Origin of the sequence: Frankia umida (assembly GCF_023242945.1) — a bacterium.
GTDB classification, from domain to species: domain Bacteria; phylum Actinomycetota; class Actinomycetes; order Frankiales; family Frankiaceae; genus Frankia; species Frankia umida.
In genome coordinates this window covers 55,962-77,929 of sequence record NZ_JALKFT010000005.1, presented here as the reverse complement: position 1 = coordinate 77,929, position 21,968 = coordinate 55,962, and the positions used below count along the sequence as shown (strand labels likewise).

At 68.9% G+C, this 21,968-nt stretch carries 16 protein-coding genes and 2 pseudogenes; 12 read left to right on the top strand and 6 right to left on the bottom strand.

Annotation, left to right across the window (positions count from 1 at the left end; all coding sequences use genetic code 11):
- Positions 1-47: 47 nt before the first annotated feature.
- Entirely contained in the window at positions 48-1,607 is a 1,560-nt protein-coding gene (locus tag MXD59_RS06925) for an MFS transporter (RefSeq protein WP_248823947.1), read from the bottom strand.
- Positions 1,608-1,776: 169 nt separating this feature from the next.
- Here MXD59_RS06925 and MXD59_RS06920 point away from each other — a divergent pair, with 169 nt between their 5' ends.
- The 3 genes from MXD59_RS06920 to MXD59_RS06910 all read left to right on the top strand — a co-directional run bounded on the left by MXD59_RS06920 (position 1,777) and on the right by MXD59_RS06910 (position 3,993).
- Complete coding sequence (locus MXD59_RS06920; protein WP_248823946.1) at positions 1,777-2,235, top strand: MarR family winged helix-turn-helix transcriptional regulator; 459 nt, start codon at positions 1,777-1,779, stop codon at positions 2,233-2,235.
- A 395-nt stretch (positions 2,236-2,630) separates the two neighbouring features.
- Positions 2,631-3,506, top strand: a complete 876-nt coding sequence (locus tag MXD59_RS06915) for a trypsin-like serine peptidase (RefSeq protein ID WP_248823945.1) — start codon at positions 2,631-2,633, stop codon at positions 3,504-3,506.
- An 82-nt stretch (positions 3,507-3,588) separates the two neighbouring features.
- Positions 3,589-3,993 carry a hypothetical protein gene (locus tag MXD59_RS06910; protein WP_248823944.1) on the top strand — a complete coding sequence of 135 codons (405 nt, stop codon included), beginning with the start codon at positions 3,589-3,591 and terminating at the stop codon, positions 3,991-3,993.
- Here the strand turns inward: MXD59_RS06910 and MXD59_RS06905 are convergent.
- Complete coding sequence (locus MXD59_RS06905; protein WP_248823943.1) at positions 3,977-4,237, bottom strand: NAD(P)-binding domain-containing protein; 261 nt, start codon at positions 4,235-4,237, stop codon at positions 3,977-3,979. The two genes, MXD59_RS06910 and MXD59_RS06905, sit on opposite strands and share 17 nt — an antisense overlap.
- 11 nt (positions 4,238-4,248) lie before the next feature.
- Between MXD59_RS06905 and MXD59_RS27740 the strand changes: the two are divergent.
- Positions 4,249-4,521, top strand: a pseudogene (locus MXD59_RS27740) (MerR family DNA-binding transcriptional regulator); the annotation flags it as partial.
- Positions 4,522-4,665: 144 nt separating this feature from the next.
- On the opposite strand, the gene MXD59_RS06895 reads toward MXD59_RS27740, so the two are convergent.
- Together MXD59_RS06895 and MXD59_RS06890 are read right to left on the bottom strand one after the other, a co-directional pair.
- Entirely contained in the window at positions 4,666-5,331 is a 666-nt protein-coding gene (locus MXD59_RS06895; protein WP_248824089.1) for a hypothetical protein, read from the bottom strand.
- A complete protein-coding gene (locus MXD59_RS06890) occupies positions 5,312-10,399 on the bottom strand; it encodes a DUF6531 domain-containing protein (protein WP_248823942.1) in 5,088 nt (1,695 codons plus the stop codon). Before MXD59_RS06890 ends, MXD59_RS06895 begins: the two co-directional genes overlap by 20 nt.
- Before the next feature lie 564 nt (positions 10,400-10,963).
- Here MXD59_RS06890 and MXD59_RS06885 point away from each other — a divergent pair.
- The 7 genes from MXD59_RS06885 (at position 10,964) to MXD59_RS06855 (ending at position 20,026) form a co-directional block, all read left to right on the top strand.
- Complete coding sequence (locus tag MXD59_RS06885) at positions 10,964-12,508, top strand: DUF7868 domain-containing protein (protein WP_248823941.1); 1,545 nt, start codon at positions 10,964-10,966, stop codon at positions 12,506-12,508.
- A 60-nt stretch (positions 12,509-12,568) separates the two neighbouring features.
- A complete protein-coding gene (locus MXD59_RS06880) occupies positions 12,569-12,709 on the top strand; it encodes a hypothetical protein (RefSeq protein WP_248823940.1) in 141 nt (46 codons plus the stop codon).
- A gap of 450 nt (positions 12,710-13,159) precedes the next feature.
- Entirely contained in the window at positions 13,160-18,193 is a 5,034-nt protein-coding gene (locus MXD59_RS06875; protein WP_248823939.1) for a putative adhesin, read from the top strand.
- 73 nt (positions 18,194-18,266) lie between these two features.
- Positions 18,267-18,716 carry a DUF7919 family protein gene (locus MXD59_RS06870; RefSeq protein WP_248823938.1) on the top strand — a complete coding sequence of 150 codons (450 nt, stop codon included), beginning with the start codon at positions 18,267-18,269 and terminating at the stop codon, positions 18,714-18,716.
- Positions 18,717-18,773: 57 nt separating this feature from the next.
- Positions 18,774-19,223, top strand: a complete 450-nt coding sequence (locus tag MXD59_RS06865; protein ID WP_248823937.1) for a DUF7919 family protein — start codon at positions 18,774-18,776, stop codon at positions 19,221-19,223.
- Positions 19,224-19,397: 174 nt separating this feature from the next.
- Positions 19,398-19,646: a type II toxin-antitoxin system Phd/YefM family antitoxin gene (locus tag MXD59_RS06860; protein WP_308222699.1), complete on the top strand. Its 249-nt coding sequence runs from the start codon at positions 19,398-19,400 to the stop codon at positions 19,644-19,646.
- Positions 19,643-20,026, top strand: a complete 384-nt coding sequence (locus tag MXD59_RS06855) for a type II toxin-antitoxin system VapC family toxin (protein WP_248812230.1) — start codon at positions 19,643-19,645, stop codon at positions 20,024-20,026. Before MXD59_RS06860 ends, MXD59_RS06855 begins: the two co-directional genes overlap by 4 nt.
- A 101-nt stretch (positions 20,027-20,127) precedes the next feature.
- Here the strand turns inward: MXD59_RS06855 and MXD59_RS26895 are convergent.
- Positions 20,128-20,226, bottom strand: a pseudogene (locus MXD59_RS26895) (HhH-GPD-type base excision DNA repair protein); the annotation flags it as partial.
- A gap of 193 nt (positions 20,227-20,419) precedes the next feature.
- Here MXD59_RS26895 and MXD59_RS06845 point away from each other — a divergent pair.
- A complete protein-coding gene (locus MXD59_RS06845; protein ID WP_248823936.1) occupies positions 20,420-21,157 on the top strand; it encodes an SDR family NAD(P)-dependent oxidoreductase in 738 nt (245 codons plus the stop codon).
- A 120-nt stretch (positions 21,158-21,277) separates the two neighbouring features.
- Here the strand turns inward: MXD59_RS06845 and MXD59_RS06840 are convergent, their stop codons facing one another.
- Positions 21,278-21,922 carry a dihydrofolate reductase family protein gene (locus MXD59_RS06840; RefSeq protein ID WP_248823935.1) on the bottom strand — a complete coding sequence of 215 codons (645 nt, stop codon included), beginning with the start codon at positions 21,920-21,922 and terminating at the stop codon, positions 21,278-21,280.
- Positions 21,923-21,968 lie beyond the last annotated feature (46 nt).

Genomic DNA, 21,968 nt, shown 5'->3' with positions numbered 1-21,968 from the left:
GCCGGGTGATCGGATGACAGGACCGCCGGCTGACCGGGCCGCTGGGATCAGGCGTCGCGGGCGATCGCCTCGGCGGGAGCCGCTGTCTGCGGGCGGGCAGTGGCCGGGCCTGCCGGCTCCGGGATGGTCACCGCGGATGCCGCCGCCCGCCGACTGATGGCCGCCGGCGACAGCGCCCGCGCCGGGCCGAGCAGAATCGCGAAGAAGGTGACGAGGGCCGCCACCACACAGCCGGCACCGATCAGATAGCCGAGGTGGTAGCCGCTGACCAGGGCGCTCGCGGCCGCGTGCCCGTGCCCTTCCAGGGACTTCGTCCGACTGGCGGCCACGCTGGACACGACCGCGAGGCCGACCGACGAACTGAGCCAGATGGAGACGTTGACGATCCCGGAGGCGAGGCCGGCGTCGGCGCGCGGAACGTCGGCCATCGCCACCGACAACAACGGAACCGTGGCGCAGGCCATGCCGGTTCCGAGGATCACCAGGGCGGGCAGCATGCCGGTGGCATAGCCGCTGTGCTCGTCCACCCGGGCGAGCAGCAACAGTCCGACCAGCGACGCGACCAGGCCGGGCAGGAGCACCGGTAGCGGCCCGAACCGGTTGAGCAGCCGGCCGACCACGCCCACCGACAGGCCCGCGACGACAAGGGTCACCGGCAGGAAGGCGAAACCGGTGCGCAGCGGGCTGTAGCCGCGGACCTGCTGCAGGTAGAGCGCGCCGAAGAAGAACAGGACCTGCATCCCGATGAACAGGCAGCCGCGCACGACGCTGGACCCGACCAGGCTGCGCAGCCGCAGGATGCGCAGCGGCATGATCGGGTTCTTCCGCCGGGCTTCGACGACGAAGAACGCCACCAGCAGGACGACCGAGACCCCGCCGTAGCCGAGGGTGTGAGCCGAAAGCCAGCCGTGGCCGGCCGCCATGACGATGGCGTAGATGCCGACCAGCAGCGACAGGGTGACCAGCAGCGAACCGGTGACATCCACCCCGCCGCCGAGGCCGAGACCCTCGTTCTCCTCGATCAGGACGACCCCGAGGGCGAACGTCGCGACCCCGATCGGCAGGTTGATCAGAAAGATCCAGTGCCAGCTCACCGCTTGAGTGAGAACTCCGCCGGCCAGCAGGCCAAGCGACCCGCCGGCCAGCGTGACCATCATGTAGGCGCCCATCGCCCTGGTCCGCTCGGCCGGAATCGGGAACTCGGTGACGACGATCGCCATGATGACCGAGGTCGAGACGGCCCCACCCAGTCCCTGCCCGAAACGTCCCGCGATCAGCGTCGCCTGGTTCGGGGCTATCGCACAGATCAGGGAGGCCAGGGTGAACAGGGCCACGCCGGTCAGGAACACCTTCTTGCGGCCGACGAGGTCGCCGAGGCGCCCGGCGAGCAGCAGGAAGCTCCCGAAGGCGATCAGGTAGGCGTCAACGACCCAGGTGAGGTTGGACTGACTGAAATCCAGGCTGTCCTGGATCGCCGGCAGGGCGACGTTGACGATCGACGCGTCGAGCGCGTTCATCAACATGGCCAGACACACGACCACCAGCGCGATCCAGCGGCGACGGTCGGCCCGGCCCGCGGCGGCGGCGGCGATCGTGGGATCAGACATCGGCGGACCTGACCATCGAAGGATCTCCTCTGAGCCGGTCGAACAAGGCGGTCGAAGCGAGCTGCGTGGACCGAGGCCCACTCGGCCACGATCCTGACATTGACAGGACGGTCCCGTCCAGCAAATTATCCCGACAAGGTGATGATCTGCCGGACGCTACTATAGGCCCATGTCGGACGCCGCCATCACCTCGGGGCCGATCGTGCTGCTCACCCGCCTGGCGCGGCTCGTCCACCGGGCCAGCACCCCGGAACTACTGGGCATCAGTCTCAAGGACCTGGGCGCGCTGGCCTTCCTGCGCGACCATGCCCGGACCACGCAGCAGGCGCTCGCCGAGGGCCTGTGCGTCGACGCCAACTACTGCGTCCTGATGCTGAACGACCTGGAGACGGCCGGCCTGATCGAACGGCGCCGCGATCCGGCCGACCGCCGCCGCCATCTCGTGGCGATGACCGAGGCCGGCCGGATCGCACTGGAACACGCCGAGCACGCCCAGGAGTCGATCGAGGACGAGGTCCTCGCCGGCCTCGACCCCGCGGAACGGGACGCCCTGACCGGGCTCCTACGGCAGGCCCTCGACGGAGCCGGTCGCCGCACCACCACACCGGAACACGTCTCACGCCCCTGACCGTCGGCCAGCCAGTCGCAATCATCCCGGAAATACGATCCGCCGGGAATCTCCGCAGTTCCGGTATGCGCGGAAAACAGCTTTCTCGTACTTCGCGAGCCTGTCTTTAATGCGACACGAAGCCCGGCGTAGTGAGGTGTGTCGGAAAGCTCGAAACATTCAACCTCCCGACACGATGCAATCGCTCTTTCCACTCGGCGAGAGCATTGTGGGACAGGAGGTTGGCGAGAGTGAAAAATCGCCTCAAACTGACTCGTACGGTGACGCTTACCGCAGCTACCGTACTGGCTGTCGGACTGGGTTTCGGCCTACCCGCTGTCGCAGATCCGGCTGCCCCGGGTGCAGCCCGCTCCGGACCGGTGGCCAGCCCGGAGATAACCACGAACAAGGCGGCGGTGGCCCAGTTCTGGACGCCGGAACGCCTACGAAACGCGAAACCGGCGGACCTTCCCGCGGCCGATCCGGCCAAGGTGCGTGAGCCGGGACCCGCGGTCGCGGCCGGCCCGACCGGTCGGGTGCAGCCGCAGAAGGCGCCGCCCGCCGCACGGGGAGAAAGCGGTGGTGGGAGCGGACCGGGCTTCGGGGCGACCGCGGCACCCTGGTACGGCTCCACCACCAGCCCACCGGCGACAACGTCCGGCCGGGTGTTCTTCACGAACAGCAGCGGGGTCGGGTACTCCTGCTCGGGGAGCACCGTCAACAGCGACGGAAAGAACCTGGTCTTCACCGCCGGCCACTGTGTGAACCCCGGCAACGGCGGCCAGTGGCACTCGAACTGGGTGTTCATTCCCCGCTACAACAACGGTAACGCTCCCTACGGCGTGTGGTCCGCGCGCCAGCTCTGGAGCTGGACCAGCTGGACGCAGAGCGGCAATCGTGCCTACGACTTCGGCGCGGCCGTCCTCAACACCAACGGATCAGGCCAGCGTGTCGTCAACGTCGTCGGCGGCCAGGGGATCGAGTGGAACTATCCCCTGGTCCAGTTCATCTACCAGTTCGGCTATCCCGTCAACACTCCGTTCAACGGCGGATCCCTGCAGTACTGCACGGGCAACACGTTCAACGACGGTGGCTTCGTCGGCATCAACTGCAACATGACCGAGGGTGCGAGCGGCGGCCCCTGGCTGGATGAATTCGGGGGAACCTACGGCTACCTCGACTCGGTCAACAGCTGGGTGTTCTGGAACGCGAACGGCGTTCGGTACAAGTGGAACGGACCGTACTTCGGCAACGAGGTGCGCGACCTCTACAATACGATCAAGAACCTCTGAGTGAGCGCGGCGGGGTGGCAGAAACGTCCACCCCGCCGCATCAGGGCCCACCCACCCACGCGCGACGCCGGGGACAGCTGTCATGCGAAACTCCCGAACCGCTCTGCTGCTGGCCTGTCTGCTGCTCGGAGGTGCCGCCGCCTGCTCGAGCTCCGACGCTCCCGGTCCCACCCCCAACTCCTCCCCCCGGTCCTCCCCCGAGTCGACGCCGGGAGGAGTTCTCGGGGTGGCCGAGGCGAGGCGGGCATCGGCCGGCACGGTGGTGAGCGTCCGGGGTTACGTCCTGCTCGAGCCGGACGGAACCAGCCGCCTCTGCACGGGACTCGCCGGTTCCTATCCACCCCAGTGCGGCGAACCGGCACTACGGCTGGTCGGAACCGACCCGACCAGGCTTGAGAATCCCAGCCACGCGTCCGGAGTCACCTGGACCGGCGAAACCGTCCTGATCGGAACCGTCCAGGACGGCGTTCTCACCGTCCAACGATGAAGTCGGTATCCAGCCCTTGGTCGGCGGCGGTTTCCCGGGCCTGGGCCGAGTTACCCGAGGTCAGATTGATCACCATCGTGCCGTCCAGTTCGATGCTGTTCCCACCGAGCAGTTCGCGCACGGCCTGGTAGTCGGCGACACAGATGATCGTGAGGCGACCGGCCGCCAGCGCGTCGCCGAAGGCGGGCACCAGTCGAGCACCCTCGGCCACCAGCTGGTCCGCCTTCGAGGTCGTACGGTTCACACGGCCGTAGGATGCCCGGCCGTCAGGAAGACGCCGGCAAGTGCCCGGCCCATCAGACCGAGTCCAATCACTGTCACGAATGCATCGGGGCTGTTACTCATGGCAGCATCGTCAACGTTGATGCCGGCCTGAAGGTCAAGCGAGACTCGGTGCGCATTGGGGAACCGAGCAGTCGGACGGGCGTCAACGCCCACCAGTTGCGCTATTACCAGGCCCAGGGCCTGCTGGAGGCACGCCGTCGCGCGAACGGCTACCGCGAATACGACCAGAACGCTGTGCTGCGGGTGAGTCGGATCCGGCACCTGCTGGGTGCGGGCCCGTCCTCCCCAGCGGCCAAGGAGGCGCATCAGCTCCACCGGCGCCACGAATGCCCTGACCGAAATGACAGGGACACGCTGGCTACTGGCAGCGCGTCAAGCCGACCGAACTCAGAGCCGGCGCTTTCTTTTTCTCGCTCGTTCTTCTATCTCCTCGATCACAGCTCTCAGCTCAGGTGTCATCGGCGCACGACTCTCGATCATATCTCTCATCTCAGGGGTCATCGGCCCAACATTTGTTTGCTGGTAACAGAAACCGTCGTCGTCGGCTGACTCGGCGTACCGCCAAGCCTTGAGGCTTCTCTCCCAAGGAAGCCTCAGCAGCCAGCCGCGCACCCAGCCCCGCGCCACCGGGACACGCTTCGCCGCTCGGCGAAACTCACGCCATGGACTCAACCCGAGCTTCTTGGCACTGTGCCCAAAAAGCGCCATGACCGGAAGATCATCGCGAAAATCATCACTGTGAGGTATCCAGATCAGAAAAGCGACGAGACCCCATCGGAGGATTTCTGGATCTTGCTTTCTAATCGCTATCATGGTAGCGCGACAGCCAAATCCACCCAGCTGCGCCGCTTCACTCCTATCGAGAAGGCTGTGCATGTAGGCAAGCTCGTGCCGCGAATCCACCGCGCGCAGCAAAGAAAGAACCTCTCCGTCCTGTGGAAGTTCGACAGGACGCGGAAGATAAATTTCGTCCCGCGAAAATTCCCGGGGAATGTTAAGGGAGTGGAAATCGTAGTTTTTCCGGTCGGCCATATCACCCTCCAGATGGGACATAATAGTCGCCCATGCGCTTGTATCCTGCCAGTAGCAAAGTTCTCACTTCCACCCTCAAAACATTCTCGCCTTTCCGTTCTACAAAAATATCCACCATATCGGGCTCCGAGCCAAGATAGACAACGCGTTTTTCCCTGATAATTCCGTCCATCCAGCGAGCGTTTATATCCTTGCTCCATGGCCCGGTCAACCACGGTCTTAGGGCCAGTACCTCGTGGCCAGGCCACCGTTGTGCGACCGCGGTGTCGGGTAGACGCCCGATCACCGGAATAGTGCGGGCGGCGATGTTCCGGCCGGACACAAAGCGGCTGGCACCGCCGAGAAAACCACCGGTGGCGGTGTTCTGGACGAGGCGTTCGACGTCGAGGTGGCCGGGGTTGGTGAGTTCCTGGTCGGTGAGATCACCGATGCCGCCGGTCGCCGCGCCCGCCGTGGTCGCCGGAGCGAACAGCCTCGGTGTCATGACCGACACGGCGCGATAGTTACCCAGGCCCGCTCCGACTCCGCCGGCGGCGCCGCTGATGGCCACGTCCCGGGGATCGAAGGAACCGGTGGCCAGCCCGATACCGGCGCTGATACCGGCGCCGAACAGGATGCCGCTGCCGGCGGCGGCGAGGGGAGCCAGGGGTGTGAAACACAGACCGACGCCGACGGCGATGACACCAGCGGCGGCGAGGGTGCCCCAGGGGTCGTGTTCGATCGTGTGCCAGGCGCGGCCGAAGGTGTTCCTGGTCTGCTGGGATCGGTAGGCGTCGTAGGCATCGTCGCTGATGGGTTTGAGACCGGTGGGGTCGAGGCGGCCGACCGGGTCGTTCCAGGCGTAGTGGTAGGGGTTTCCGGCGCCGGGCATGCCGGGGACGTGCTCGAGCGGGTCGGGGCTCAGGAACGAACGGGTGGCCGGGTCCAGGAGGCGCTCGCGCTGCCAGACCAGGCCGTCGACGGTCAGCTCACCGCGGTATCCAAGGCCGATCAGTCGATTCGCCGGCGGGTCGGTCGGGCCGGCGGGGATCGGGCTGCCCCACGGGTCGTAGGCGCCGGGGACTCCGGGGGCACCGCCGAGGGAGTGCTGCCAGTCGGTGGCGTACCAGCTGGGCGGGCCTGTTGGCGGGGACGAGGAGGCGGGCAGGACGCCGATGGCGTCGTCGGTGTGGGTGTAGGTGGTGGTGCCGAGGGAGTGGACGGTGCCGGGCCAGGTGACCGGGTCCCACAGCAGCGATGTGCCGTCGATCTGGAGGGGGTCACCGAGGGCGTCCAGCACCCAGTTGATCGTCTGGTCCGTTCCGGAGGTGCCGCTCGCGTGGACGGCGCTGATCCGGCCGAAGGCGTCCCAGGCGTAGGTGCGGGTGCCGGTCGGGCCGGTGACGGTGGTGCGGCGGCCAGCGGCGTCGTAGCTGAAAAGGGTGCGGCTGGTCTGGGTCGCGGGCTGTCCGGCCCGGGTGGACGGGCCGGCGGCGACGGGCGGGGCGGCGGCGACGGGCGGGCCGGCGGTGTCGCGTTGGTGTTCCACGAGCTGGCCGGCGGCGTCGTAGGTCCAGTGGTCGATGGTGGCTGTGCTGGCGGCCGTTGCCGCGGTGCGGTGGGTTTCGGTTCGCAGGCGGCCGGCGGCGTCCCAGGTCAGGGTCTGGCGTCCCCACGGGCCGTCGGCGGTGACGAGCTGGCCGGCGGCGTCGTAGGCGAAGCGCATCTCCCGGCCCTGGTCGACGAGCCGGGTTGTCCGGCCGGCGGGATCGCGTTCGACGATGCGGTCGGGGTGCAGCGGCCGGCCGTCGGCGTCGCGCAGGATCGCGCGGCGGCCCAGCAGTGGATGCTCGACGGCGCTCAGGTTGCCGTCGGCGTCGTGGTCGTGGCGGATCGGCGCCCGCCCCGGCTGGCCGACCGTCAGGCAGCGGCCATCCGGATCGTAGGTCCATTCCAGCCGGCCAGCCGCCGTGCTGCGGGTCAGCAGCCGGCCCGTCACGTCATAGGTCAGGGTGACACTGCGGTCCGCGAAGTCGCTGGTGGGACCGTAGGTGGCGGCGATCGGGCGGGCGGCGGTGCGGGTCGCGCGGGTCACCGGGACCGCGGAGCTCTGGTCGGCGCGGGTGAGGCGGTCGGCCTCGTCGTAGCTGTACTGGAGGCGAGGCTGGGGTTCGTCGGGAAGGCCGACGCCGGTGGGGCGACCGGCGATGTCATGCCACCAGCGCAGACCGGTCCCGTCGGCGTGGCGAACGGTGTCGACCAGGCCGCTGCGGGTGTGGGTGACGCTGGTGGTGCGGCCGAGCGGGTCGGTGTGGCCGGTCAGCCAGCCGACCGCGTCGTAGGCCAGCTCGTGACGGCCACCAGCCGGGTCGGTCCACTCCCGTAGCTGGCCGCGAACGTCGTATGCGTAACGGGTGACCGCGCCCAGCGGGTCCACCGCGGAGAGCATCCCGCCGCGCGCGTCGTAGGTGTAGGCGTGCACCGCGCCATCGGGGCCGGTGATCGTGGTCGGTAGCCCCAGGTGGTCGCGGACCATCTCGGTGCGGCCCCCGTCGGAGTCGACGATCGCCCGGACGTCGCCTCGGGCGTCGTACTCCCAGCGCGTCCGCCGGCCCGCCGCCGTGGTCAGTGTGGTCGGCCGGCCGGCGGGGTCGTGCTGGTAGCGGGTGATCCCCCCGGCTGGGGAGACCGTCTGGGCGAGGCGTCCGGCGGAGTCGTAGCCGTGGCTGGTGCGCCGGCCGGACGGTGTGACCTGCGCGGCGAGGCGGCCACCCGGTGTCCATCGCGCGGTGCTGCGCCGGCCGGCCGCGTCGATGACCGCGGTGCGCCGGCCGGCCGGGTCGTACTCGTGGCGGACGGTCGCCCCGTCAGGCTCGGTCTCGCTGACGAGCCGGCCGGCGGGGTCGTAGCCACGGCGCCAGACCCGCCCGTCCGGGCCGGTGAGCTCGGTCGGGTGACCCGCCGCGTCATAGCCGTGGCGCCACTCGCGCCCCTCGGCGTCGGTCTCGACGGTCAGCCGGCCGTCCGGGTCGTAGTCACGCCGGCAGGTCGAGCCGGCCGGGTCCCGCAGCGCTGTCAGCCGGCTCAGGCCGTCGTACTCGAAGGCGAACACCTGACCGTCCGGCGCCATGATCGACGTGGTGTTGCCGACGAGGTCGTAGCCGAAGCGGACGGACGAGCCGGTGGGATCGGTGACCTCCTCGACCAGGCCGTGCGGGCCGTAACGGGAACGCCACCAGCCGCCGGCCGGGTCGAGGTAGCCGTCGCGCCGACCGGCCGGAGTGTGGGTGAAGCGGCTGCGTGTCCCGTCGGGGGCCTCCTGCGCCACCACCCGGCCCGCCTCGTCGCACTCCCAGCGCCATGACCCGCCGTCCGCGCCGACCATGCCGACCAGCCGGCCGGCAGCGTCGTAGCGCAGCCGCACCCGCCCCCCACCGGCCACCCGCGTCCCGACCAGCTGACCGTCACCGTCCCAGCGCAGATGGGTGGAGACCCCGTCCGGATCGACGATGCGGGAGGGCAGGTCATCGGCGGTCACCGTGATCCGGGTGACGGCGCCCGCCGCGTCCACGATCTCCACCGGCGTCCGGGCCGCGCCGGCATACAGCCAACGGGTGCGGGAACCATCCGGACCGGTATGGGTGCCCAGCCGGCCGGCGGAATCCCAGACCCACTGCTCGGTGCCCCCGTTCGGCCCGGTCCGGCGGCTCAGGTTCCCGGCGTCGTCGTAGTCCATCGACCAGGACGCCCCGGATCGCTCCCGAACGCCGCGCAGCCGGCCGGACTCGTCGAAGACCCGGCGAAAGGCGCGGTCGGCGTCGTCGACCACACACACCAGCCGGCCGGCCGTGTCATGCCGGTATTCGTTGATGGCACCGCCACCCGCACCACCCGGGCCATCAGAACTGTCGGTGACGAGCGTCCGGTACCCGCCGGGGTAGTCGAATCGGACGACCCTGCCCTCCGGCGCGGCCTGGGCCAGCACCCTGCCAGCGCCGTCATAGGTGTTGTGGAAAAGCCGCACACCGTCGGCGTCAAAAGCCTCCGCCAGCAGCTCGCCCTCATGGCGATACCGCTGCGCGCCCTGCGGGCCGCCCTCGACGGCCACCAGCCGGCCATCGTCATAGGAATACCGCACCACCCGGCCGTCGCTCGCCCGGACCGCCGTTATCAGCTCCCCGGCGTCGTCCCACCCCACGTCCAGAAACCGCCCCGACCGCGGATAGCCGACCCGCTCCAGCCGGCCGTCCGCCCAGGTCAGGACGATCTCCGACGGCCCGCTGCGCACCCGCACCGGCCGGCCCGACCCGTCGTACCACCAGCTCTCGTCCTGCCCCCGGGTGAAACGGAAACCGCCCCCGTCGAGGTGGAGCGTTCCGCCAAGACCCGCCATGGCCGTCGGCATGTCCGCCCGGGGCCACGCCACCAGCGACTCGGCACCGTCCAGCCCCCGCCAGCCCAGCACCTCGGCGGGGCCGGACGCACCACCCTGACCGGCCGCAGGGGCCGGGCCGACCGGGCCGACCGGGCCGACCGGATCGTCGCCCAGGTCCAGCACCGTGTCCGCCCAGCAGGACCAGCCGCGGCCCAGCGCACCGGGCCGGCCGTAGGCCCGGGAGTTGTACGTCCGCTGCCACCCCGCCACCGCCGCCCGGCCCGGCAGTGGCAGGTCGAACTCCTGCATCACGAAGTTCCCGTTCGCGGTGCACACCGGATCATCCACGAATCCGCTGTCCAGCAACCGGCCCCGCGTCTCCGGCGCGTCCACCGTCAACGTTTCCGTCGGTAGGGCCGTGATCCCGGCCTGTTCCAGATACCAGGCGATGCGGTTGTCACTCACCGTCACCTGACCCGGCCCGCGGTCCGCCGCCACAAAGGCGTCCCGGACCGCGCCCACGAAATCCTCCAGGACGCCGGCGTCGGTCAGATGCCTGCCCATCTTCGCCCACAGATCGGGATGCGACAGACTGTACTGGGGCCCCAGTCGCGCCACCACGTCGTCGTAATACGCGCGCACTCCCAGCACCTGGAGGAACAGACCCTCCCGGGCCGCGTGGGCGTCCGTCACGAAACGACCCAGGTCGTCGGGATCTGCGGAGCTCCTCGCCATCGCGGCCGTCCTTCCGCTTCTCCTGCCCGGTCCGAGCACTGACCATATGACCGCATGTACATCGCCCGCCAGGAGTGAGCAGAACTCCGCCAGGGAACACGCATCGTGTCACCCGACACCCGCGCCGCCGGTCTGGAAAGTGCCGTCCTGCGTTCACCGTCCATGACCCAGCTCCCACCTCTCCCCGGAACGGATGCATCCGAAGTGCCGGATGACTCCAGGGAGTGCAACCCAATCCTCGTCAGGATTTCCGCGGACGCCTCCGGCCCCGTCGGTTTCCACGCGGCGAACGACACACCGGCCACCTTGTAATTATCGCGAGAACGCCAATGATCCAGCAACGCGGACCCATGTCCGCCACCCCGGAAAACCGCGCGGCTGCTTACCCGAAGAAAGTTTCATGAACACCAGACGACACCGGTTCCACCAGGAAAATTTCTGGCGAACCATGTTTTCAAAGTGGCCGGGCGCTGCCATCATGACGAAGCATCGCGTCCTGACAGGAAAGGCGATTCTCGGCGGATCGCCGTCGCCGTCGGGCCGCCGGAGCCAAAGGGGGAAACGATGGCGAATGTCCGTTCCAACGTCTACGATCTTGGTGGCACCTGGGCCGATCCGATCCTCTGGTACGCCCGTGGTGTCGCCGTGATGAAGGCACTGCCCATCGCCAATCCCAAGAGCTGGCGTTTCCTTGCCGCGATCCACGGTTTCAACCAGCAGCTGTGGACCCAGCGCGGCTACCTCAGCGCGTCCGACCAACTGCCGAGCAGCAGCGTGCAGAGCCAGTTCTGGGCCCAGTGCCAGCACGCCAGCTGGTACTTTCTGCCCTGGCACCGCGGGTACGTGTACGCCTTCGAGGACAATCTCCGGGCCGCGGTGGCGAGCATCGGCGGGCCCACCGACTGGACGTTGCCGTACTGGAACTACTTCGGCGCCGGCCAGAACGCCCTTCCGCCCGCGTTCGCCTCACCCACCTGGCCCGACGGCGGAACCAACCCGCTCTACGTGCCGGCACGGTACGGCCCGAACGGAGACGGCAATGTCACCATACCGTTGAACCAGGTGAACCTGGCCGCGATGAACGAGACCCTCTTCACCGGGGTGTCGAGCGGCGGCAGCCCGGGTTTCGGCGGCATCGACACCGGCTTCTCGCACACCGGGTCCGTTCCCGGCCGCTTGGAGAACCAGCCGCACAACATGGTGCACCTTCTGGTCGGGGGCAGCTCGGGAGGTCAGTCGGGGCTCATGGCGAATCCCGACAGCGCCGGGCTCGACCCGATCTTCTGGCTGCACCACGCCAACATCGACCGGCTGTGGGAGTCCTGGAACACATCGTCGGCAGGCCATACCAATCCCACGAACTCCCGCTGGATCGGCGGGCCGGCCGTCAGCGGCCAGCGGCCCTTCGTGATGCCGCTGCACACCGGCAGCACCTGGACCTTCACGCCCGGCCAGGTCGTCAGCCTGACAACTCTTGGGTACAGCTATGCGACCCTGACACCGACGGCCGCTGCGGTGCCGGTCTCCACGCGGCTGGAACGTCTCGGGTTCACCGACCAGGCGCGGACAGAAGAAGCACAGACGGAAGAGGCTCAGGCCATGCCGGAGAACACCAACGTCGAACTGGTCGGCGCCTCCTCCGGGCGACTGCCGATCCAGGGCCGCGACGTGCACGGTCACGTGCGGCTCGACCCGCGCACGCGACGCAAGGTCATCTCGAGTCTCACCCCCGAGCTGTCGACCAGGGACCAGCAGCCGGCGCCGGACCGCGTGTTCCTCAACGTCGAGAACGTGCGCGGCCAGTCGGACACGGCCGCCTTCAACGTCTACGTCGGCGTGCCCGAGGACGAGGACCCGGCCGACCATCCCGAACTGCTCGCCGATGGCGTCGCGCCGTTCGGCCTGCGTAACGCCAGCGAGGCCGACTCCGAGCATGCCGGCCAGGGCCTCACCTTCGCCCTTGAGATCACTGACATCGTCGACCGGCTCCATCTGCAGGGCGCCTTCGACGTGGACAGCCTTCCGGTCCGGATCGTGCCCGTCCTTCCGATCACCGACCGGGACGCGGTGAGCATCGGCCGGATCAGCGTCTTCCGCGAAGGTCGCTGACCCTGTTCGGCCAGCGGCGGCGAACGATCCCTTTCCCCTCACGAGGATGCCGGAGGCCCGATGACACCCGAGGCACGTAACCGCCGCCGCTGCCGAACCCCGGTGCTGGTCATCACGGCGATCGCGTGGGTGGCGACCCTCGTCTCGGCCGCCCTTCTGCCCCCGATCAGTCCCGCTCACGACGGCCTCCCCAGCAGCTGACAACCCGGGCACGTCGTGCACCAACAGCCAGCTCCCGGCCGCACCGAGGTCAGAGCCGGGTATCTCCCCTGCGATCGTCGGGCCGGCGTTCAGGCGGGGCCCAGTCGATGATGTCCGAGTGGTCTGTGTTCGGCGCCATATCGTGGAGTAGCACAAAGCCTGGAGACCGGGACGTTTACGGGCCTGTCGAAAACGAAGGAACGCCCGCCGGCCGATGACGGGGATCGCCCTCCTGGTACCAGCCGGCGGTACCCCAGCCTCGAGAAAATCATCTCCACAAGCTTCCCACCTGGCCTTTTGCGGCGAATAACCAGTTGTGGTACGAAATGGACCGCTGTTACGGGTCGACCACGATGGTCGGTGATCAGTCTGGCCTGAGCCGTTGGAGGCATAGCGGTGACACGTTGCCTGAGGTGCCTTCTCGTTCCTTGCTGCTCTGCTGGCTGACGGGTGACCACCAGCGCGGCTGACCCGGACGACCTGCAGACATTCGTCACCGACGCCGCGGCGGCACGGACCGAGTTGTCAGGCGCGGCCTCCTCCGTGCAGAGCCTCTACGACTCGGTGCTGTCGGGGATCGGTTCGCAGTACACGTTGAGCCATCCGGACCTGTGGGCGAAGCTGTCCACCCACCTGACCGACGCACAGGAGCGCGAGCGGTTCGTCGACAGTGTCCGGGGGGCCTTTGTCGCGGCGGACCGCGGTTCCTCAGGAACAGCGGCCGGAATAGTCACGACCAGCGATACCACGATTGCCGCCGCGCTGATCAAGGCTGGCGTGGGCGCCCTGCCCGCAACAGAACTGACGGTGGATGCCCCGGAGATCCGGGGCCGTCCGTTGGACAGCGGTTTCGCCGAGGACCCGGTGTGCACGGCCAACGGCAACCTCGTCGAGTCCGAGCTGGACCTGCCGATGCCGGGGAGAGCGGCCGTCCTGGGGTGGCAGCGTACCTACAACTCACGAGCCCTGGCCGACCGCGGTGCGCTTGGTCTTGGCTGGAGCTGCTGGGCCGACGCCGCCCTCGACCTCACGGCGGACGTCGTGCGGTGGCGGTCGCCGGACGGCGCGCAATCCGTGGTGAGGCGCCCGACCGCGGGCCATCCCTCTCCGATGCCACTGCTGGGCGCCATCCTCCATACCGTGGCCGCCGCCCCTTCCGGTTTGGCAGGAGGAAGCTCCAACGGGATCGCGCCCGCCGCCGAACCCGAACTCGAACCCGAAGCTGAACCTGGCCAGCCAACGGCACCGACCCGCGGACCGACGGCTTACGCAGCGGCGGCCGGAGGCTTCCGTTTTGTGCGTGACGCCGGGCAGGCCTCCGAAGAGAGCTGGTGGTACGACCCCGCGGGCCGGCCGGTCCGAATCGAATCCGGTCCCCGCGCCTGTGTGCTCGACTGGGAGAACAAGCGGCTCGTCCGAATGTCGGAACCTCGCTCGGGCCGGTATCTGACACTCGACTGGGACACCAGCCGGGAACTCGTCGTCGGGGTCCGCACCAGCGACGGCCGGTCGGTGCACTACCGCTATGACGATGCGGCGAACCTGATCGAGGCCAGCGGCGGGCCAGGCGGCCCGCGAACCTACCGGGCGCAGGCCGGCCTGCTGCTCGGGATCGTGGATGCCGACGGTGTCGAGCTGGTCCAGACCCACTATGACGAGGCAGGCCGGGTCATCAGCCAGCGCTCCCCCGAGGGGCGGCTGACACGGTTCAGCTACTCGGGCGGTTACCGCACGATCGTCCGCGACGAATCGGGCGGCGCGATCAACGGCTACCAGCATGACCAGGCTGGCCGGCTCACGGCCGTCATTGATGATGCCGACCACGCGATGCACCGGAGTTTCGACGCGGCCGGCCGGCTGGTCGGCGTTCGGGAACGTTCTGGTGCGCGCTGGTCCCTGGGCTATGACAGCGCCGGCAACCTCATCCGGCGGACGGGCCCCGAGGACTTCGAGGAAGCCTTCACCTGGGACGCCGCCGGTCGGTTGCTGGTGCACACCGACGCAGGCGGGCACGAGACCCGCTGGACCTACGCCGCCGCGTTACGCACCCCGACCGAGATCGTCGATCCCGCCGGTGGCGTCACCCGCCTGACGGTCAACGCCGACGACCTGCCGACCTGCATCGTCGATCCGGACGGCGTGGCCTGTCATCTGCGTTGGGACGACGACGGCCAGCCCATCCGCATCTGGACCCGCGGCGGGGGTCAGACGACCTTCCGCTACGACCGAGCCGGGCGGCTGGTCGGGATGACCGGCCCGGACGGGCAGGCTCGTGACTGGGAGACCGACGCCGCCGGCCGGGTGATCCTGGAGCGCTTCGCCGGGTTGACGCGCCAGTTCGGTCACACCCCGGCCGGCCGTCCCGAGACCTATGTGGATGCGGCCGGGGGCCGGTGGCGGTCGACCCATGGGCCGTCGGGCCGGGTCAGCGAGGTGGCCGATCCGCTCGGTTCGACCGTGCGCTTCGACTACGACCGGTTCGGCAACACCAGCCAGGTCGTGGCACCGGATGGGAACGCCTTCTCCTTCGCCTATGACGGCCTGAGCCGTCTGGTCGCCGTCACCGATCCGGCCGGCGCGACCTTACGGCGCGGCTACGACGCCGACGGCCGCCAGACCACCGGTATCAGCGCGGCCGGCGCCGGTTGGCGCCATGAGCACGACGGACGCGGTCGCCTGGTCGCGATCATCGGGCCCGACGGTCAGATCTGGCAGCGGGCCTACGACCGCGTGGGACGGCTCATCAGCCAGACCGATCCCACCGGCGCACGCACCCAGCACGACCATGATCCGGCCGGGCGGCCCGTCAGGATCACTGATCCCGCCGGCAACCAGACCACCTACGTCTGGACGCCGGGCGGACGCCAGGCCGCTGTCACCACCCCGTCCGGGCGGACGATCACCTACGGCTACGACCGGGCCGGGCGGCTCGCCGAGACGCGCCTGCCCTCCGGTGCCACCGAGCGCTACCAGTGGGACATGGCTGGCCGGCTGAGCGCCCTCATCCGCCCGGACGGGCGCACCATGCGCTGGGAGTACGACCGGCTGGGCGCCGTCTCGGCGATCACCGGCCCGTCCGGCGGCCGCGTGGTAGCCGAGAACACCCCGCTGGGCCTGCCGGCCCGGCTCACCCTGGCCGGCGGCGCCACCTACCGCTACCGCTATGACGCCCGCGGGGCGCTGACCGAGATCACCGATCCCCTCGGTGCCGTCAGCTCCTACCACTACGACCAGCGCGGACGGCTGGCGTCCTGGACCGATCCGCTCGGTGGCACCACACGCTTCGGCTATGACGCCGTCGGCCGGCTGGCGACCCGTAGTGATCCCCTGGGCCGAACCACCATCACCAGCCGCGACGCCGACGGCCTGACCCGAACCGTCCAGCATCCGGATGGCTCGGGCACACACACCTGGCGGGACCGGGCCGGACGGATCACCGGCCGCGGACCGCTTGCGGCCGACACCCCGCGGATCACCCACGGTTACGACCCCGCCGGCCGTCTGCTCAGTGCCCGCGAGGACGGCGGCCGTGATGTCCAGCTGCGCTACGACCCCGCCGGCCGGCTGGCCCGTCGCACCACCGCCGCCGGAACCATCGTCTGGGACCACGATCCTGACGGCCGTATCACCGCCGTGGGAGTCCCCGGCGCGCCCAGCCTGCGCTACCACCACGACGCCGACGGCGACCTTGATGCCGTCCTCGACCCGGACCGGGGCCGGCTGCGTGTCCCTTCCCGGAGCGCGGCCACCCAGGCCGGGGAACGCGATGCCGACGGCCGGATCGTCCGCACCACCGTGGCGGGCCAACCGGTTCACTTTGGCTACGACGCGGCCGGTCAGCTCGTCCAGGCTGACGGCCCCTGGGGCCACCACCGCTACCGCTGGGACCTCGGCGGACGCCTGATCGCCGAGGAACGGTCTCGGGCTGGTGACACGGCGACGGCCCGGAGCAGACAGGCCCGCTACGACGCCGCCGGCCAGCTGACCGAGACCCTCGACACCGCCGATGGCGGAACACCGATCCGTACCGTCTACGGCTACGACGCCGCCGGCCGCCGCCGCACCGAACGGCGCAGTGACGGCCGCACCGTCACCTACGACTGGGATGACCTCGGGCGTCTGGACGCTGTGCACCGCACCGGCGCCAGCCCAACCCGGCTCGTCACCGATGCCAGCGGTGCTCCCATCGCCGTGGGCGACACCCCCGTCCTGTGGGACTCCCTCGCCGGACCGGGCCACACCCGCCGGCTCGGCGACCGTTGGGTCACGCCGGAGACACAGGCGCCTGGCGCTCAGGGTCCCCACGACCCCTGGGGTGAAGCCACGCCAGCCGCCGATCCGGCCACCGAGCGCAGCGCGACGATCGGGTTTCGGGGCGAGCTCGCGGTGAACGGTCTCGTCTGGCAACGCGAACGCGTCCTGGACCCGGCTACCCGCTCGTTCCTGTCGGTGGACCCGCTTGTGCACGTGCCCGGCCTTCCCGGCGCCGCCAACCCGTATCAGTACGCCTGGAACAACCCGGTCGGCCTTCTCGATCCCACCGGTCAGCGCCCGCTCACCGACAGCCAGTACCAGGACTATCTCTCCCAACAACGCGCCGGCCTCTTCGAGAAGGCCTGGACGAACATCAGGGAGGACCCCTGGGGTTCTCTGGCCGCCGTGGGGGTCGTCGCCGCCGGCGTCGGCCTGTGTTTCGTACCCGGCGGCCAGGCCATCGGCGCCGGCATTCTCATCGGAGCCGCCACCTCCGGCGGCATCGGCCTGGTCACCGGCCACTTCGATCCCCGCGCCGTGGCCATCGGTGGCATCGCCGGAGCGGTCGGCGGCGGTGTCGGCCAGGCCACCAGCCGTCTGCTCGCCACCGGTCCTTCCTACCTCGTCGCCGCCGAGGCGGGCGCGGCCGCCGGCAGTGCCGAGGACCTCGCTGCCCAACAACTCGCCCACCCCGGCCACATCAACCTCACCGAGCTGGCCATCAGCAGCGGCACGGGCGGACTGGCCGGCGCCGGTGGCCGCGCCTTCGCCCGCCGGGCGCCCCTCACACAGGGTGCTCCCGAGACCAGCCACGCCCTCCCGCCGGCCACAGGAGGTATTGATTCACTCCCTGCACCCCCACGCCCCGTGTTCGCTGGCCATGGGCAGATCCGACCCGGCGACGCCTCGACCGTCACCATCCCCGAAGGCACCAGCCTGACAATGTACATCCGGCATGGTATGCCAATAACCGATGACCTCGGATATGCCATTGAGACAAATGATGTCGCGACCATGAAAATTTTCGAGTGGCTGGGTCCGAACTCTTACGAAAAGTTCACCTACCCTGCTGGCAGCAGCATTCCCGATTATTCGCTTATACCAGGGTCCGACCTTCACATAGCCCCCACCTCCAGAACCGTGAACAGACCGACACGGCTCTCCGAGCTCCTGGAGCCCAACATGGGGGACTGGCACTGGGCCGCCTGCCGAGTCGTCCAGGGATGGTAGGTAGCGTACCAACGGGGAGAGGCGAGCACCGTCCGCCAGGGACGCCAGAGAAAACGACGCGAAAGGCCGTCCGATGCCCTACCAGCAGGATCTCACTACACACCCGTATCTCGAAGCGATGTCCAGGGTCAAGGGCTGGCCGCCGCCCGGAACTCCGGCGCTCACCGTCGGCTGGCTGGCGCCCGAGCACGACTTCCCGACCGCGCTCCCCGACGACGCCTTCCTCGACGCCCTCTTCTACCTCTGCGCCCACCGCTCCATCATCCGCACCCGGGGCTTCCACAACTGCCTGCTACCGCACGCCACCAGGCCAGCCGCCATCTGCGTCGTCCGCCGCGGCGACGAAGAAGTACGGCTCGGCAGCGCCGAGATCGGCGTGGTCGCCGCCGGCGGAGAACTGCTGCTCGCACCGAACCTGGTGTTCCACTACATCGAGGAACACCACTACCAGCCACCCGCAATCTTCACCGAAGCAGTACTCGCCCGCAGAACCATCACGCCGCCAGCGGGTGTGCCGTTCTAGCACCACGGCAGCAATGTCTTTGTGGTCTCTCTGCTGCGGAACACGAAAGGCCGTCCGATGCCCTACCAGCAGGATCTCGCTACATACCCGAATCTTGAAATGATTTCGAGGAACTTTGGCTGGCCGCCGCCCGGAGCTGCAGCGCTCGCGGTCGGCCGGCTGGCGCCCGAACACGAATTCCCGACCACACTCCCCGACGACGCCTTCCTCGACGCCCTCTTCTACCTCTGCGCCCACCGCTCCATCATCCGCGTCCGGAGCTTCCACAACTGCCTGCTACCGCACGCCACCAGGCCAGCCGCCATCTGCGTCGTCCGCCGCGGCGACGAAGAAGTACGGCTCGGCAGCGCCGAGATCGGCGTGGTCGCCGCCGGCGGAGAACTGCTGCTCGCACCGAACCTGGTGTTCCACTACATCGAGGAACACCACTACCAGCCACCCGCAATCTTCACCGAAGCAGTACTCGCCCGCAGAACCATCACGCCGCCAGCGGGTGTGCTGCTCTAACGCAGCGCGGGACGGGATGCGACGAACCAGAGCCGACGTCGGGATGTGCTCGGCGGCCGCGCGAGCCCTGAACGCATCCGCCAACGACGCCGGCGCCCGTACCGGGACAACGATCCGCCCGGGACCTCCGGCCACCTCCACGCCAGCTTGTAACACAAGTGCTACTCTGGACAGGTGGTCGAGATAGGGCTTCGCGAGATGCGGCAGAACGCCAGTGAGCTGGTGCGGCGCGCCCAAGATGGCGAGCACCTGACCATCACTGTCACCGGTCGACCGGCAGCTGTTCTCGGTCCGGTGGCCCCGCACAGATGGCGGCGCTGGGACGACCTCGCCGATATCTTCCTGCTCCCGGCCGACACGGACTGGCCCAGCGACCGCGATCTTGTCGACGGCACCTTCACGGACCCCTGGGAAGGCCGATGAGTCGCGGCATCCTCGACACCAGTGTTCTGGTCGCCACCGACGTCGCGCCCATCCCCGGTGAACTCGCGATCAGCGTCATCAGCATCGCCGAGCTCCACTTCGGCGTCCTGGTTGCCAGGACCTCCGAGACCCGCGCGAACCGCCTCGCCCGTCTCAGCGCACTGCAACGACGATTCGATCCCCTACCTCTCGACGAAGCCGTCGCCGACAGCTATGGGCGGCTCGCCGCCCGCGTCGTCGAGATCGGACGCCAACCACCAGCCCGGACGATGGACCTGCTGATCGCGGCCACCGCACACGCCCACGACGCCAGCATCTACACCCGCAACGCCGCCGACCTCACCGGCCTCGAAGACCTCGTCGACATCGTCACCATCTGATCCAGGGCACATGTCGCACCGGCTTGCCGCCGACGACGGAGTCATACCGCCAGGCGGCGACCAGAGACTCCCCGACCGCGGACGTCCCCACTCCATGGTTCCGGTACGGGCTGGTCCAGCACCATCCCGATCAACAACGCCAGCGGGTCGTTCGTCAGCGGCTCGTCCGCCTCGGCTATCTGGTTCAGATGCAGTCCCACGTCACCAGGGTTGCGGCGCTTGGTCCGACCGCGGCGAGACAGCAACCGCCGGTGGGGGCCGGCGAGTGTCTTGACCACCACGCCCCGGCCCCCTGCCGGGCAACCGCGAACGTGACGTCGGAATCTCGCCAGAATTTCACCGTCGCAACGGCCATACTACAGAGGAACCATACGGACAGGAGCTTGCAGAAGAATGTCGAAAATTGTTCTCGTCACCGGCGGAAATCGTGGCCTGGGATTTTCGACGGCCAAGGCCCTGGCTCGGTCCGGTGCCGTCGTCATCATCGGCGCACGTGCCGAGGCCGCCGCACGCAAAGCCGTTGATACCCTGGAAGAGGAGGGGCTCACCGTGGACTGGGTCGAGCTCGATGTCACCAGCCCGCCGAGTGTGCGAGCCGCCGCGGAGATCATCCGGGAACGTTACTGCCGACTCGACGCGCTGGTAAACAATGCGGGCATTTTGCCCGAGTCGACGGACATCGTGGAGCACGCGTTCGCCGACACGAGCATCTTCCGCCAAACGTTCGAGACCAATACGTTTGGGCCGGTCACCGTGACGGAGATTTTTCTGCCGCTGCTACACAAGAGCGTCGCCGGTCGGATCGTCAACGTCTCGTCGACCATGGGGTCGCTCACCGATCAGAACAACCCTCTTTCGCCGTACTACTCGATGCTCCTGCCGGCGTACCGAAGCTCGAAAGCCGCGCTGAACAGCATCTCCGTCGAGCTGGCGAAAAGCCTGAAGAGCACTCCGATCAAGGTCACGTCAGTGTGCCCCGGCTTCGTTCAGACGGATCTGACACCGATCAGCAGACAACAGGCGCCGCTGACCGCCGACGAAGCGGCGCAGATCGTGGTCACGGCCGCGACGCTGCCCGCCGACGCGGAGTCAGGAACCTTCATCGACGCCAACGGCCCAGTAGCCTGGTAACCACATCGGAGACCATGCCAACGGGACGCGCATAGTCGCGACCCGCGGCAGTCATGGCCGGGTCGTGCTGCGCACAGACCCTGGCCCAATCAACGGATCGTCGTCCGCCGTCGCCAGTGCCTATCGCCGCCAGAAGAAATGGTGCACGACACCGCTCGGCCTTGGCACGCGCTCCAGGTGGAATCGGTCGGTCAGCTCGTCCGGGCTGTCCCAGAGGCGCAGACCACTGCCGAGTTCGCTCGGAGCGACGGCGATGTGCATCTCGTCGATCAGGTCCGCGTCGAGGAACTCGCGGATGGTCGTGACGCCACCGCCGATCCGCACGTCCCGGCCGGCCGCGGCGGACTTCGCCTGCTCCAGCGCCTCGTGCGGCGTCGTGTCGAGGAAGTGGAACGTCGTGTCGCTCAGGGTGAACGACGGCCGCACGTGATGTGTGAGCACGAAGACCGGCGTGTGGAAGGGAGGCTCGTCGCCCCACCAGCCCTGCCACTCGTGGTCCGGCCAGGGGCCACGGGTCGGACCGAACTTGTTCCGCCCCATGATCTCCGCGCCGATGTTGCGGGTGAAGTCGCGGACGATGTAGTCGTCGAGCCCTCGGGTGCCGCCCGGGTCGGTGCGGCGGACCCAGCTGGCCGTCGCGCCGGCCCAGGCGAACAGGGCACCGGGGTCCGCCTCGCCGAACGGGCGTTCCAGGCTCTGATCCTCACCCGCCCCGAAACCGTCCCTGGTGACGTTGAAGCAGTGAACCCGAACCCGCTGCGTCATGGCCTGTCTCCCTGAGCATGGGCACCCGCCCGTCGCGGCCGCCTGG

Excerpts from the sequence above, each read along its gene's own strand:
- MXD59_RS06925 (WP_248823947.1), bottom strand. The coding sequence starts at position 1,607 with ATGTCTGATCCCACGATCGCCGCCGCCGCCGCGGGCCGGGCCGACCGT.
- MXD59_RS06910 (WP_248823944.1), top strand. The coding sequence starts at position 3,589 with ATGCGAAACTCCCGAACCGCTCTGCTGCTGGCCTGTCTGCTGCTCGGA.
- MXD59_RS06895 (WP_248824089.1), bottom strand. The coding sequence starts at position 5,331 with ATGTCCCATCTGGAGGGTGATATGGCCGACCGGAAAAACTACGATTTC.
- MXD59_RS06840 (WP_248823935.1), bottom strand. The coding sequence starts at position 21,922 with ATGACGCAGCGGGTTCGGGTTCACTGCTTCAACGTCACCAGGGACGGT.
- MXD59_RS06845 (WP_248823936.1), top strand. The coding sequence starts at position 20,420 with ATGTCGAAAATTGTTCTCGTCACCGGCGGAAATCGTGGCCTGGGATTT.
- MXD59_RS06870 (WP_248823938.1), top strand. The coding sequence starts at position 18,267 with ATGCCCTACCAGCAGGATCTCACTACACACCCGTATCTCGAAGCGATG.
- MXD59_RS06890 (WP_248823942.1), bottom strand. The coding sequence starts at position 10,399 with ATGGCGAGGAGCTCCGCAGATCCCGACGACCTGGGTCGTTTCGTGACG.
- MXD59_RS06865 (WP_248823937.1), top strand. The coding sequence starts at position 18,774 with ATGCCCTACCAGCAGGATCTCGCTACATACCCGAATCTTGAAATGATT.
- MXD59_RS06885 (WP_248823941.1), top strand. The coding sequence starts at position 10,964 with ATGGCGAATGTCCGTTCCAACGTCTACGATCTTGGTGGCACCTGGGCC.
- MXD59_RS06920 (WP_248823946.1), top strand. The coding sequence starts at position 1,777 with ATGTCGGACGCCGCCATCACCTCGGGGCCGATCGTGCTGCTCACCCGC.
- MXD59_RS06880 (WP_248823940.1), top strand. The coding sequence starts at position 12,569 with ATGACACCCGAGGCACGTAACCGCCGCCGCTGCCGAACCCCGGTGCTG.
- MXD59_RS06855 (WP_248812230.1), top strand. The coding sequence starts at position 19,643 with ATGAGTCGCGGCATCCTCGACACCAGTGTTCTGGTCGCCACCGACGTC.